A 12558-nucleotide genomic window follows, 5' to 3' on the forward strand; every position below is an offset into this window, starting at 1 on the left:
GTTCTCACAAGGAGTGAACCATGCTGAAACCGTCACCGTTGATCAGAACCGCAACCCCTGAGGATGCGCCGGCCATCGAGGTCTTGTATCGCCAGTTGGTTGGCAACGGTGAGGTTCGAGTGCTGCCCGAGCGTTTGGCACAGTTGGCTCGTGATCCGCACACCGAACTGTTCGTTGCCGAGTTGGAGGGTCAGGTCCGTGCCACGGCGCTGCTGTCGCTGTGCAGCGATGCGATGTTCGGTTTCCAGCCTTTCGCCGTGCTGGAGAATGTCGTGGTCGACGAGCAGGTGCGGGGAACTGGTGTCGGCAGTGCTCTGCTGGTCGCTGTCGAGGCGTTCTGCCTGCGGACGGATTGTTCGAAGATCATGCTGCTCAGTTCCATCGGGCGTGAGCCAGCCCATCGATTCTTCCAGCGAGCGAGGTTCGTCGGTGATGCCAAGCGTGGCTTCGTGAAGTATCGACGGGCCTTTCAGTCATCCTGATGTCGTGGGGCATGGCCTCGTACAAAGAAAAAAGGGGACCTTTCGGTCCCCTTGTCATCCAGCTCAGTGATCAGGCCGTGCGGGCTGTGCCCTTGGCCACGCGCAGGCGGTACAGCCCGTAGATGAACAGAACCCATGCCGGCATCACGTAGACCGACACGGCGATCCCCGGGATCATCAGCATCACGCCGAGGATCAGCGCGACGAAAGCCAGGCACAGGTAGTTGCTGAACGGGGTCCAGAACGCCTTGAAGCCCGGTACCACGCCTTGCTGCTCCATGGCCTTGCGGAATTTCAGGTGGGTCAGGCTGATCACGATCCAGTTGATGATCAGCGCCGCCACCACCAGCGCCATCAGCAGTTCCAGCGCTTCATGGGGCGCGACGTAGTTGACCACCACGCAGAGCAGGGTGACCAGCGCCGAGACGCCGATGGCACGAACCGGCACGCCCTGCCTGTTCAGCTTCAGCAGCGACTTCGGCGCATCGCCTTGCTCGGCCAGGCCGAACAGCATGCGGCTGTTGCAGTACACGCCGCTGTTGTACACCGACAGGGCGGCGGTCAGGACCACCACGTTGAGGATCTGTGCCGCAGTGTCGCTGCCGATCAGGGCGAAGATCTGCACGAATGGGCTGCCGCTGTAGGCGTCGCCGGAAGCGCCGAGGGTGACCAGCAACTGGTCCCACGGGTACAGCGACAGCAGCACGGTCAGCGCGCCGACGTAGAAAATCAGGATACGCAGGACCACCTGGTTGATCGCCTTGGGGATCACCTTGCGTGGCTCGCTGGCCTCGGCGGCGGTGATGCCCACCAGTTCCAGGCCACCGAACGAGAACATGATGAAACACAGCGCCATCAGCAGGCCGCTGACGCCGTTGGGGAAGAAACCGCCATGGCTCCACAGGTTGCTGACGGTGGCCTGCGGGCCGCCGACACCACTGACCAGCAGGTAGACACCGAGGGCGATCATGCCGAGGATCGCCACCACCTTGATGATCGCGAACCAGAACTCGGCTTCACCGAAGGTCTTCACGTTGGTCAGGTTGATCAGGTTGACCAGCACGAAGAACACCGCCGCGCTGACCCAGGACGGCACGTCGGGCCACCAGAACTGCACGTACTTGCCCACGGCCGTCAGTTCGGCCATGCCCACCAGCACGTACAGCACCCAGTAGTTCCAGCCGCAGAGAAAGCCCGCGTAGCCACCCCAATACTTGTGGGCGAAGTGGCTGAAGGAGCCGGCTACAGGCTCCTCGACGATCATTTCACCCAGCTGGCGCATGATCAGGAAAGCGATGAAACCGCAGATCGCGTAGCCCAGGATCATCGCCGGGCCTGCGGACTTGAGCACCCCGGCAGAGCCGAGGAACAGCCCGGTACCGATCGCCCCACCGAGGGAGATCAGCTGGATATGGCGGTTTTTCAGGCCGCGCTTGAGCAAACCCGGTGTCAGGTTTTCACCCGTCATTGCTTCACCTTCTCTAGTTTTTCTTCTCAGCGGGGCCCTGACTGGATCAGATCTGCAACCGATACTGAGTGCTCGACATAAGCGGCGTGGATATTAAATCCCGAAGATGGGGGGCTCAAGTATTACGCGGGGTTGCGGGCAAATTAGGCATGGATTGGGACGTTTCCGACAGCCAGGTGCTGTGGGCATTGAAGGTATTGGCGACATCGACAGCGGATTTGGGCCAATTTCGTGAAAACTGCCTGTGTCGTCAGCTTTCGCCGGCTGTGATCGCGTACGTCGCTATTATCGTGCTTTCGCTTGATCGAGCAGGTGGCTGTCATATAGTTTTATCAAAATCGGCATAAACACGCACAATCAGGCGAAATCATGCAAAACCTTCATTCCCCTTCCGAGCTGCCTCATGTGCGGCGGCAGAAGATCCTGCTGTTGCTGGAGCGCGATGGCAAGGTCATGGCCTCGGAGCTGAGCCAGCATTTCGCGGTGTCGGAAGACACTATCCGCCGTGACCTGGCCGAGCTGTCCCAGGCTGGCCTGTTGCAACGGGTCCATGGGGGCGCCTTGCCGCGCCCCAAGGATACCGGCAAGGACTATTTCACCCGGATCGCCGAGACCAATGAGGTGAAACGGCACCTGGCCGAACTGGCGGCACGGCGGATCGGCCAGGGGCAGATCGTCCTGTTCGACTCGGGCAGTACCACCTTGCAGATCGCCCAGTCACTGCCGACGGGCCTGTCCTTCACCGCCGTGACCTGTTCGCCGATGATTGCCATGACCCTCGCCGAACACCAGGGCGTGACGGTGATCCTCGCGGGCGGCACGCTGAACCCGGCGACCATGGCGGTGGGGGGCCACGAAGCGGTGCGGTTGATCCAGGGGATCAAGGCGGACCTGTTGTTTACCGGGGTCTGTGCGATCCATCCGCAGGTCGGTATCAGTTGTTCGCGCTACGAGGAGCTGGCGGTGAAGCAGGCGCTGCTCGACAGCGCCTCCCATGTGGTGGCCGTGAGCACCGCCGACAAGCTCGGCGCGGTGGAGCCGTTTGTGGTGGGGCCGTGCACACGGTTGCAGACGATGTTCACCGAGCAGCAGGTGATGGGCGATATCGAGGCTTATCGGCGCCTGGGGATCGAAGTGGTGCAGGCGCAGATCTGAGCGCTCGTCGTTCCAGCGCTCGATTTTCGTCTCCGGCAAGGTATGCTGGCTCCTTACCAGCCGCTTTGCATTCCGATGTTCCTGCGAGTCGACAGCGTTCCATGATCACCCACCTTGCCCTGTTCCTCTGTACCCTCGTCGCGATGGAGGGCGTCGGCTACCTGGCGCACAAGTACGTGATGCATGGCTGGGGCTGGTTCCTGCACCGCTCGCACCATGAGCAACACCTGGGGGCTTTCGAGACCAACGATATCTATCTGCTGGTGTTGGCGGCGGTGGCTGTCAGCCTGATCGTGGCCGGTAACAGCGGGCATGATCCCTTGCAGTGGATCGGTGCCGGCGTGGCAGCCTTCGGGGTCATCTACGTGGTGGTGCATGACGGCATCGTGCATCGCTACTGGCCGTTCCGGCCGCGGCCCCGCAATCGTTACCTCAAGCGCCTGTATCAGGCGCACCTGCTGCATCATGCGGTGAAGGGGCGCAAGGACAGCGTGTCGTTCGGTTTCCTGTATGCGCCGCCGTTGCGAACGCTGAAACGGCAGTTGCGCGAGTCGCGGCAGGCCGCGCGGAGTCGGATCGATCGTACCGCCAGCGATGAACGCCGCAGGCGCTTGGATTTCTAGCCCGCCAAGGGAGAATGCCGAGGTATGGCGGCTATCGGTTCGCAGGCGTCCCCCTGGCCCGTCTTCACGGGCCAGGGGGCAAGCCCGCTGCTAGGCTTCCCAACCCGCCCCGCTGACTGCCGCCTGCGCCAGCGGATGCAGCTCGGCGCCCTGGTGCTCGATCTGCCAGGCCAGCAATTCCTTGCGCATGCCGGGCGTCCAGAACATCTGCAGGTGATTGCGCACGCCGAGCACGGCCTGTTGCGGGTCCGGCTCGCTGGAGAAGTACTGGGCGATCTGGTTGGCCATCTTGATCAGGTTGTCGGTGCTCATCGGCGGACCTCCGCTCGGGTTCCGGCTTCGCTTGCCTGGCGGCGCTCCTCCAGCAGGCGCTGCTGTTCGTCGCTGAACGCCTGATAGCGTTTCTGCCATTCCGAAGGCTGGTAGACGCGACTGACCTCCACGGCGGTGACCTTGTATTCCGGGCAGTTGGTGGCCCAGTCCGAATTGTCGGTGGTGATGACGTTGGCCCCCGATTCCGGGAAGTGGAAGGTGGTGTACACCACGCCCGGGGCAACCCGCTCGGTCACTCGTGCCCGCAGTACGGTCTGCCCCGCACGGCTGCCGATGCCGACCCAGTCACCCTCGCTGATACCCCGGCTCTCGGCATCGGTGGGGTGGATCTCCAGGCGGTCCTCATCATGCCAGGCGACGTTTTCGGTTCGCCGGGTCTGCGCGCCGACGTTGTACTGGCTGAGGATGCGGCCAGTGGTCAGCAGCAGTGGGTAGCGACTGTTGACCTTTTCCTCGGTGGGAACGTAGCCGGTGATCATGAAGCGCCCCTTGCCCCGCACGAACGCTTCGATGTGCATGGTCGGCGTACCGTTCGGTGCCGCGTCGTTGCATGGCCATTGCAGGCTGCCGTGACGCTCCAGGGCCGCATAGCTGACGTGGGTGAAGGTCGGTGTCAGGCTGGCGATTTCATCCATGATCTGCGAGGGGTGCTGGTAGTTCATCGGGTAGCCCAGGGCGTTGGCCAGGGCCACGGTGCCTTCCCAGTCGGCCTTGCCGCCCAACGGCTCCATGACCTTGCGTACGCGCGAGATGCGCCGCTCGGCGTTGGTGAAGGTCCCGTCCTTTTCCAGGAACGAACTGCCCGGCAGGAACACATGGGCGAACTTGGCGGTTTCGTTGAGGAAAATGTCTTGTACTACCACGCACTCCATGGCCGACAGCGCCGCGGTGACGTGCTGGGTGTTCGGGTCGCTCTGGGCGATGTCCTCGCCCTGGCAGTACAGCCCCTTGAAGTGGCCGGCCAGCGCGGACTCGAACATGTTCGGGATGCGCAGGCCCGGATCGGGTTGCAGGGTGACGTTCCAGGCCTGCTCGAACTGGCTGCGCACCGCTTCGTTGGAGATGTGCCGGTAACCGGGCAGCTCATGGGGGAAGGAGCCCATGTCGCACGAGCCCTGCACGTTGTTCTGCCCGCGCAGCGGGTTCACGCCGACGCCTTCGCGGCCGATGTTGCCGGTGGCCATGGCCAGGTTGGCGATACCCATGACCGAGGTGCTGCCCTGGCTGTGTTCGGTCACGCCCAGGCCGTAGTAGATGGCCGCGTTGTCGGCGTTGGCGTAGAGGCGGGCGGCTGCGCGAATGTCGTCGGCCGCAACGCCACAGATGACCCCGAGTACTTCCGGCGAGTTTTCCGCGCGGCTGACGAACGCTTTCCAGCGGGCGAAATCGTCGCCCTCGCAACGGGCGTCGATGAAGTCCTGGTCGAGCAGGCCCTCGGTGACGATGACATGGGCCAGCGCGTTGAGCATGGCGACGTTGGTGCCCGGGCGCAGGGCCAGGTGCAGTTCGGCACGCGCGTGCACGGAGTCCACCAGGTCGATGCGCCGGGGATCGATGACGATCAGCCGCGCGCCTTCGCGCAGGCTGCGCTTGAGCTGGGAGGCGAACACCGGGTGGGCATCGCTGGGGTTGGCGCCCATCACGAGGATGACGTTGGCCTGCATCACCGAGTCGAAGCTCTGGGTCCCCGCGGACTCGCCCAGGGTCTGCTTCAGGCCATAGCCGGTGGGCGAATGGCAGACGCGTGCGCAGGTGTCGACGTTATTGTTGCCGAAGGCCGCCCGTACCAGTTTCTGCACCAGGTAGGTTTCTTCGTTGGTGCAGCGGCTGGAGGTGATGCCACCGATGGAGTCGCGGCCATATTTGTGTTGCAGGCGCCGGAACTCGCTGGCGGCGTAGGTGACCGCCTCATCCCAGCTGACTTCCTGCCAGGGGTCGTCGATGTGCTTGCGGACCATCGGCTTGGTGATGCGATCCGGGTGAGTGGCGTAGCCCCAGGCAAAGCGCCCCTTGACGCACGAGTGGCCGTGGTTGGCCTGGCCGTTCTTGTCGGGAACCATGCGTACCAGTTGGTCGCCCTTCATCTCGGCGCGGAACGAGCAGCCGACGCCGCAGTAGGCGCAGGTGGTGATCACGGCATGCTCGGGCTGGCCCAGTTCGACCACGCTTTTTTCCATCAGCGTCGCGGTGGGACAGGCCTGCACGCAGGCGCCGCAGGACACGCATTCCGAGTCGAGGAAATTCTCCCCGCCGGCGGCGGCGACCCGCGATTCGAAACCGCGTCCGGTGATGGTCAGGGCGAAGGTACCCTGGGTTTCCTCGCAGGCGCGTACGCAACGGTTGCAGACGATGCACTTGCTCGGGTCGTAGTCGAAATAAGGGTTGGAGGTGTCTTTCTGGTCGGCCAGGTGATTGTCGCCTTCATAGCCGTAGCGCACTTCCCGCAGGCCGACCTGGCCGGCGACGGTCTGCAGTTCGCAGTTGCCGTTGGCCGAGCAGGTCAGGCAGTCCAGCGGGTGGTCGGAGATATACAGCTCCATGACGTTGCGGCGCAGTGTCGCGAGCTTGGGCGTCTGGGTGTGGACGACCATGCCCTCGCTGACGGGGGTGGTGCACGATGCCGGGTAGCCGCGCATCCCGTCGATCTCCACCAGGCACATGCGGCAGGAACCGAAGGCTTCCAGGCTGTCGGTGGCGCACAGCTTGGGAATGCTGGTGCCCAGCATGGCCGCCGCGCGCATCACCGAGGTGCCTTCGGGGACGCTGATGCTCTGGCCGTCGATGTTCAGGGTGACCTGCACCTGGCTGTCGTGGGCCGGGGTGCCCAGGTCCATATCGGTTTTCGGATCGAAGAGAGTGATCATTGATCGGCCTCCGAGGGCTGCAGACCGAAGTCGGCGGGGAAATACTTGAGGGCGCTGGCCACCGGATAGGAGGTCATGCCGCCCAATGCGCACAGCGAACCGTATTGCAGGGTATCGCACAGGTCCTTGAGGATGATCGCCTGTTCATCGCGGCCTCCCTGGTCGGGGGCGGCCAGCAGCCGATCGATCACTTCCACGCCGCGAGTCGAGCCGATGCGGCAGGGTGTGCACTTGCCACAGGATTCCTCGGCGCAGAACTGCAGGGCGAAGCGCGCCATGCGGGCCATGTCCAGGCTGTCGTCAGCCACCACGACGCCACCGTGACCGAGCATGGCGCCAATGGCGGCGAAGGCTTCGTAGTCCAGCGGTGTATCGAATTGTTCCGGGGGTACCCAGGCGCCCAGCGGGCCGCCTACCTGGGCCGCCTTCAGTGGCCGGCCGCTGGCGGTACCGCCACCGTAGCCTTCCACCAGTTCACGCAGGGTCAGGCCAAAGGCCCGCTCGACCAGGCCGCCGTGACGGACATTGCCGGCCAGTTGGAAAGGCATGGTGCCCAGAGAGCGGCCCATGCCGTAGTCGCGATAGAACTGCGCGCCCTTGGCCAGGATCAGCGGGACCGAAGCCAGGGTGAGCACGTTGTGCACCAGTGTCGGCTGGCCGAACAGCCCGCGCAGCGCCGGGATGGGAGGCTTGGCGCGGACGATGCCGCGCTTGCCTTCGAGGGAGTCGAGCAGGGCGGTTTCCTCGCCGCAGATGTAGGCGCCGGCGCCGACCCGTACTTCGAGGTCGAAGGCCTGGCCGCTACCGAGCACATCGGCGCCGAGGTAGCCGGCCCCGCGGGCGATGTCCAGCGCCTGGCGCAGCGTCGACACCGCCTGTGGATATTCCGAACGGACGTAGATGTAGCCTTGGCTGGCACCGACCGCGAGGCCGGCGATGGTCATGCCTTCGATCAACAGGAAGGGGTCGCCTTCCATCAGCATGCGGTCGGCGAAGGTGCCCGAGTCGCCCTCGTCGGCGTTGCACACCACGTATTTCTGCGTCGCCTGGGCGGCGCTGACCGTGCGCCATTTGATCCCGGCAGGGAAGGCCGCGCCACCGCGGCCGCGCAGGCCCGAATCGAACACGGCGGTAGCGGCCTGTTCAGCGCCGATGGCGATGGCCCGGGCCAGTCCTTCAAACCCGCCATGGGCCCGGTAGTCGTCCAGGGACAGCGGCCGTGTGATGCCGGCGCGGGCGAACAGCAGGCGCTGCTGGCTTTTCAGATAAGGCAGTTCTTCCACCCGCCCGAGGGCAAGGGGATGGGCCGATGGGTCGCCCTGTAGTGCATCGAGCAGCGACGGTACGTCGGCGGCGCTCACGGGACCGAAGCCGAGACGGCCCTGCGGGCTGTCGATTTCCAGCAGCGGCTCCAGCCAATAGAGGCCGCGCGAGCTGGTACGCTGCAGATCCAATTGTAGATTGCCTGCGCTGGCCCGGGCCGTGATGGCCGCGGCGGTCTCATCGGCGCCGACGGCGCGGGCCAGGGAGTCGGCGGGCAGGTAGAGGTTCGGCATCATGCGTCCTCCCGGCAGCTGTCGAGCAACGCATCCAGGCGTTCGGCGCTGAGCCGTGCGTGCACCTGGCCATCCAGCTCCAGGGCCGGTGAGCAGGCGCAGGCGCCCAGGCAGTACACCGGACGCAGGCTGATGCGACCGTCGGCGCTGCTGCCGTGGTCGTCCAGTTGCAGGCGGTCGCGCAGCTGTGCCGCGAGCTGTTCGGCACCACGGCTCTGGCAGGACTCCGCCCGGCACAGGCGCAGTATGTGCCGGGCCGGGGGCGCGGTACGGAAGTCATGGTAGAAGCTGATCACCCCACGAATCTCCGCCTGGCTCTGGTTCAGGGCATGCGCGATTTCGGGGATGGCGACATCGGGGATGTAGCCGATGCCTTCCTGGATTTCATGAAGAATCGGCAGCAGCGCGCCGGGGGAGCCCTTGTGGCGTTCCAGCAGGCGATTGACCAGGGGCAGGTGCAACGTCTCATCAGGCATACGGCAATCCTCACGGCTACGGACATACCACGAGGTCGTCGGTTGTCCGAAAGTGTCGGCTGCGGCATTCACACCACGTCACGGTATCGTGGCATGTCCGGTGGCCAGGCACCCTGAGCGGGCATCTTTTTGGCCCGGTGCGGTCTTTGCCGCACCTCTTCAGGGCATAAAGTCCAGCTTGCCATGGCGCCCCGGCTTTATCGGCACCAAAGCGACTTGCATGGTTCTTTTCGCGACTGCCATTGAGTATAGAAGGGGACGCTTCGGGCGGAGTGCCACGGGGGCATGGAGGGCGCGGCCCCGGCCGTTCGGCTGTGGGCGGGTGTCCTGGCGTCCCCATGAAAGGGGCAGGAGGGGGCTCTGGGAGAGCCGGGCGGTTGGCCTGGATGGCCCGCCCGGCAGGTGTCTCGTCGTTAGAAGCTTCTCCAGCATTCGCTGTAGCGCTCGCATACCCCGTAGCGCTTGTCCATCTGTGCCATCCGCTCCAGGTGATGCTCGATGATCTCCAGGGTCACCTGCTTGCCGGCTTCGAAGTAGTAGAGCGTCATCGACTTGTACTGCTCGAATGCGGCCTTGTTGGTCGGTTTGGCCGACTTGTCTTCCGGCTTGGCCCACTCTTCCAGTTCGGCATCCTTCAACGGGCGCAGGCGCGACAGGTACTCATCCTTGTAGCGCTGCAAGGTCAGTGCCTTGCGTTGTGCCGACTCGGCGTCGAAGGCCTGGAGGTTCTGGCGATACAGGGCCCAGTAGTCGTCCGGCAGGGTGAAGCCCAGCTTGGCCTTGCGCTCGGCGATCAGGTTGTCGACCTTTGCCATCGCCAGCGGCGTCTTGCTGGCATCTTCCGGGGAAGGCAGCATGCTCGGGATCAGGCTGCTGTCGATGATCCGGTTCATCAGTTCCAGGCGATGTGGCGTGTCCGGCAGGGCCACCGGCTGCTTGGGGAACAGCGGACTGCGTCCGGCACAGGCGGGCAGGCCCTTGCCCAGGTGCAGCACAGGCGTACGCCGTTCCTTGCCGTCGATGATCCGGACCCGTTGCAGGCGGGTGCGGCACTGGCCCTTGCCGGAGTCGAAGGTCAGCTCGTACTCGGCATTGGCTTCGGGCTTGAAGTTGATGCCGTTGCCACAGACCGAATAACCCTCGTGGGTGTTGACCCGCAACAGGGTCTCGTGTCCGGGCTTGAGCTTGATTTCCAGGTAGCCCCGGGCGTCCTTGGGCGGCGTGCTGAGCATGTCGGCGCGCCGCTTGGTGTCGCCCATCAGCATGTTGTTGAGCATCCCGGTCGTCTGCCCGTCGCAGTGTTCGGCGTCGAAATAGTCGAGGGTGGCGTTCGAGGTGTTGGCGACAAAACGCAGCTTGGCGGCGTCTGGCTCCGTGGCATCCGGGTAGGTGCCGTTGACGCTGCAGCCGCCCAGCAGGGCTGATAGCAGCAGGGTCGCGGTGGTCAACAGGCGTGAAGGGGTGGAGGATAGAACCGGCATTGAGCATCCCTGGCTGGCGGACTTGAAGAGGGGGCATGCTACTGAAGCGCTATTATCGGGTCCAGTCTGGGCGTCGGAGCGCCGGGAAGGGTGCCGATATGTACGACGGGCCATGCTCATGGCTGCGGCCTGGACACGAGGCGAAAAAAAACCGCCTTAGTAGGGCGGTTCTTTTTGCAAATCCGGCCGTAGGGTCGATTTGCTCACTTCACAGAGTCCTCGCGTGGACGGCCCAATCCTAACCAGTCTGATGAGACTATGCAACGCCCTTAGGTCGAGGGATGGGGCTGAAATGTTTTGATTGAAAGTTGTACAAAAAAGCAACTGATAGAAACATCTGACGGTTGATGCTCGGGTACGATGTCGGTGCTCTCGCGCGAAAAACATTGCTGAGGCGGCCAGGCCCGCGCGCGCATTCAGGCCCCCCTGACACGGCTTAGTAACCCGTGCCGGATTCATTCAGGGGGCCATCAGCCCGGCCGCCTCACCGAGTCCTCGCGTGGACCCGAAGGCGTGCGTGTTCCGGTAAGTACGCTGGAGGTTTGGCCCGCTTTGGAGGGCCACAGTATGTCAAAGATCCTGCGACGTACCTGGAGCCTCGTAGTGAACGCATTTCGGGCTTATCGCCTGTATGAGTTTCTACGGGATCACTTCGATGACCAGCGGTAAGGGTTATTGACGTGGCCCGCCCTGGTTTCGGCCGGGGCGGGTTTAATGAAACGTCCTTTCAGTTGAGTCCTTCCAGTAGATTCGCCTCTTGTAGAATGTCGGTGATGGCCGACTCATCCACGGCGTATACGCCGCTAGAAGCCTTCCAGACCAGCTTCTTCTCTTGCAGGGTGATCAATGCCTGTTGGACCGTCGGTATCTCGATCTTCCCGTGTTCGGCGGCAATCCCGGCCAACTGGCCCGGGGATGTCGGGGGGAAGGGGCACTGCGCAGGTGGCGATGCATTACCTTGAAATATCTCGCTTCAAACGCTTTTTGAGGCACTGTGCGTATCCCGCTATTCTCGGAATGTCGTTGAAAATCCAACGATCAGGCCTGGAAACCTGCAAGTAGGAATATTGCGCCACCCTTCAGCACGATGGTTGGTGCCCTTGAGATTCAGTATTCCGCGGGAGCCAAGCGCATGAGCGTTTCTTGTAAGTCGCCGTTTCAGATTTTACCCCTCAGCACCCAGGCATTCGCCGGAGGTGCCCAATGAGCCCATCACCCCTCATCAAAACCCTCGGTGCCGTCACCTTTTCCACCTGCGGTTCCCAAGGCCGCGAGCTGTTCCGCGTCAATGCCGATGTGCCGATCCTGGAAGCCATGGAGCATGCTTCCCTGTTACTGCAGTGCGCCAAGGCGTTGTCCCTCGATGCGGCATTGGATGCAAAGGATGGCGAGCGATATGCCTGGGCGGCGCATTATCTGGGGGAGATGGGGAAGGCGGTGATCGACGATCTTACGCAGCGGATGTTGCTTGAAGCGTAGGTCTGCAACGTTCAGCGAATAGCGATTGGGCGGTGGGTGTCGGCAGGCCCGCCGCGTTATCGTTCTTCGTCGGAACGCCGCCCGTAGCAAGCTCTGCTCCTACAGGGCGCGTGCGGCTCGTCACTGGATGTCTTTCAGGTAGTTCTTTAGCAGATCAAGCGGTGCCGTCAGGTCTGCGGTGGTCCGTACCTGATTGCAGTCATCGGCCAATCGCCGCAGTTCACGCCCCAGGGGCTTGTCCGTCCCGCCCACGGCGTCCATCGCGACGGCCACGCAGGCATTGAGCTTGCCCCGGATCGCCTCGACATCGCCCTGGCGCACCAACAGCTCGAACACATCCTTCTGGTACTCGCCCATCACCACGTCATCGCGCAAAAGCGGGCTCCCGCCGTCACGTTCGTGGGCCAGTTTGAGGGCAAAAAGAGCGACGGTTTCCAGTTGCGATTCCATGAGGCGTTTTCCTCCGCCGAGCGCTGCGGCCGCTGGTGGTCACTTTTCTACAGACGAAAAAAAAGACCTTGATAATCAAGGTCTTTTTCAATCTTGGTGCCCCGAGGGAGACTCGAACTCCCACTCCTTTCGAAAACGGATTTTGAATCCGCCGCGTCTACCAATTCCGCCATCAGGGCTCAATGGCGGCG

General features: G+C 63.3%; 11 protein-coding genes and 1 tRNA gene. 4 read left to right on the top strand and 8 right to left on the bottom strand.

Annotated elements, in window-relative coordinates; genetic code table 11:
* Window positions 1-20: 20 nt before the first annotated feature.
* Complete coding sequence (locus HU752_RS06180; protein WP_186681046.1) at window positions 21-482, top strand: GNAT family N-acetyltransferase; 462 nt, start codon at window positions 21-23, stop codon at window positions 480-482.
* A gap of 70 nt (window positions 483-552) precedes the next feature.
* Here HU752_RS06180 and HU752_RS06185 read toward each other — a convergent pair whose 3' ends face one another.
* Window positions 553-1950, bottom strand: a complete 1398-nt coding sequence (locus HU752_RS06185; RefSeq protein WP_186681044.1) for an amino acid permease — start codon at window positions 1948-1950, stop codon at window positions 553-555.
* A gap of 369 nt (window positions 1951-2319) precedes the next feature.
* Here HU752_RS06185 and HU752_RS06190 point away from each other — a divergent pair, with 369 nt between their 5' ends.
* Window positions 2320-3105 (top strand): DeoR/GlpR family DNA-binding transcription regulator, encoded by a 786-nt coding sequence (locus tag HU752_RS06190; protein ID WP_186681043.1) that lies wholly within the window; start codon window positions 2320-2322, stop codon window positions 3103-3105.
* Window positions 3106-3206: 101 nt separating this feature from the next.
* On the top strand, window positions 3207-3728 hold the full coding sequence (locus HU752_RS06195) for a sterol desaturase family protein (protein WP_186681041.1): 522 nt from the start codon (window positions 3207-3209) through the stop codon (window positions 3726-3728).
* Between the two features lie 90 nt (window positions 3729-3818).
* Here HU752_RS06195 and HU752_RS06200 read toward each other — a convergent pair whose 3' ends face one another.
* The 5 genes from HU752_RS06200 to HU752_RS06220 all read right to left on the bottom strand — a co-directional run bounded on the left by HU752_RS06200 (window position 3819) and on the right by HU752_RS06220 (window position 10438).
* Window positions 3819-4040, bottom strand: a complete 222-nt coding sequence (locus tag HU752_RS06200; protein WP_186681039.1) for a formate dehydrogenase subunit delta — start codon at window positions 4038-4040, stop codon at window positions 3819-3821.
* On the bottom strand, window positions 4037-6925 hold the full coding sequence (gene fdhF, locus HU752_RS06205) for a formate dehydrogenase subunit alpha (RefSeq protein ID WP_186681038.1): 2889 nt from the start codon (window positions 6923-6925) through the stop codon (window positions 4037-4039). Before fdhF ends, HU752_RS06200 begins: the two co-directional genes overlap by 4 nt.
* Complete coding sequence (locus HU752_RS06210; protein ID WP_186681036.1) at window positions 6922-8484, bottom strand: formate dehydrogenase beta subunit; 1563 nt, start codon at window positions 8482-8484, stop codon at window positions 6922-6924. Before HU752_RS06210 ends, fdhF begins: the two co-directional genes overlap by 4 nt.
* Window positions 8481-8957: a formate dehydrogenase subunit gamma gene (locus HU752_RS06215; protein WP_186681035.1), complete on the bottom strand. Its 477-nt coding sequence runs from the start codon at window positions 8955-8957 to the stop codon at window positions 8481-8483. The genes HU752_RS06210 and HU752_RS06215 overlap by 4 nt, the downstream gene beginning before the upstream one ends.
* A 413-nt stretch (window positions 8958-9370) precedes the next feature.
* A complete protein-coding gene (locus HU752_RS06220) occupies window positions 9371-10438 on the bottom strand; it encodes a hypothetical protein (protein WP_186681033.1) in 1068 nt (355 codons plus the stop codon).
* 1203 nt (window positions 10439-11641) lie between these two features.
* On the opposite strand from HU752_RS06220, the gene HU752_RS06225 reads away from it, so the two are divergent.
* Window positions 11642-11917, top strand: a complete 276-nt coding sequence (locus HU752_RS06225) for a DUF3077 domain-containing protein (protein WP_186681031.1) — start codon at window positions 11642-11644, stop codon at window positions 11915-11917.
* A 120-nt stretch (window positions 11918-12037) separates the two neighbouring features.
* Here HU752_RS06225 and HU752_RS06230 read toward each other — a convergent pair whose 3' ends face one another.
* Together HU752_RS06230 and HU752_RS06235 are read right to left on the bottom strand one after the other, a co-directional pair.
* On the bottom strand, window positions 12038-12367 hold the full coding sequence (locus tag HU752_RS06230; protein ID WP_186681029.1) for a hypothetical protein: 330 nt from the start codon (window positions 12365-12367) through the stop codon (window positions 12038-12040).
* A gap of 94 nt (window positions 12368-12461) precedes the next feature.
* A tRNA-Leu gene (locus HU752_RS06235) sits at window positions 12462-12546 on the bottom strand.
* Between the last annotated feature and the right edge of the window lie 12 nt (window positions 12547-12558).

Origin of the sequence: Pseudomonas vanderleydeniana (assembly GCF_014268755.2) — a bacterium.
GTDB lineage: Bacteria > Pseudomonadota > Gammaproteobacteria > Pseudomonadales > Pseudomonadaceae > Aquipseudomonas > Aquipseudomonas vanderleydeniana.

Coding starts and splice junctions, on each gene's coding strand:
- HU752_RS06180 (WP_186681046.1), top strand. CDS start 21: ATGCTGAAACCGTCACCGTTGATCAGAACCGCAACCCCTGAGGATGCG.
- HU752_RS06185 (WP_186681044.1), bottom strand. CDS start 1,950: ATGACGGGTGAAAACCTGACACCGGGTTTGCTCAAGCGCGGCCTGAAA.
- HU752_RS06190 (WP_186681043.1), top strand. CDS start 2,320: ATGCAAAACCTTCATTCCCCTTCCGAGCTGCCTCATGTGCGGCGGCAG.
- HU752_RS06195 (WP_186681041.1), top strand. CDS start 3,207: ATGATCACCCACCTTGCCCTGTTCCTCTGTACCCTCGTCGCGATGGAG.
- HU752_RS06200 (WP_186681039.1), bottom strand. CDS start 4,040: ATGAGCACCGACAACCTGATCAAGATGGCCAACCAGATCGCCCAGTAC.
- fdhF (WP_186681038.1), bottom strand. CDS start 6,925: ATGATCACTCTCTTCGATCCGAAAACCGATATGGACCTGGGCACCCCG.
- HU752_RS06210 (WP_186681036.1), bottom strand. CDS start 8,484: ATGATGCCGAACCTCTACCTGCCCGCCGACTCCCTGGCCCGCGCCGTC.
- HU752_RS06215 (WP_186681035.1), bottom strand. CDS start 8,957: ATGCCTGATGAGACGTTGCACCTGCCCCTGGTCAATCGCCTGCTGGAA.
- HU752_RS06220 (WP_186681033.1), bottom strand. CDS start 10,438: ATGCCGGTTCTATCCTCCACCCCTTCACGCCTGTTGACCACCGCGACC.
- HU752_RS06225 (WP_186681031.1), top strand. CDS start 11,642: ATGAGCCCATCACCCCTCATCAAAACCCTCGGTGCCGTCACCTTTTCC.
- HU752_RS06230 (WP_186681029.1), bottom strand. CDS start 12,367: ATGGAATCGCAACTGGAAACCGTCGCTCTTTTTGCCCTCAAACTGGCC.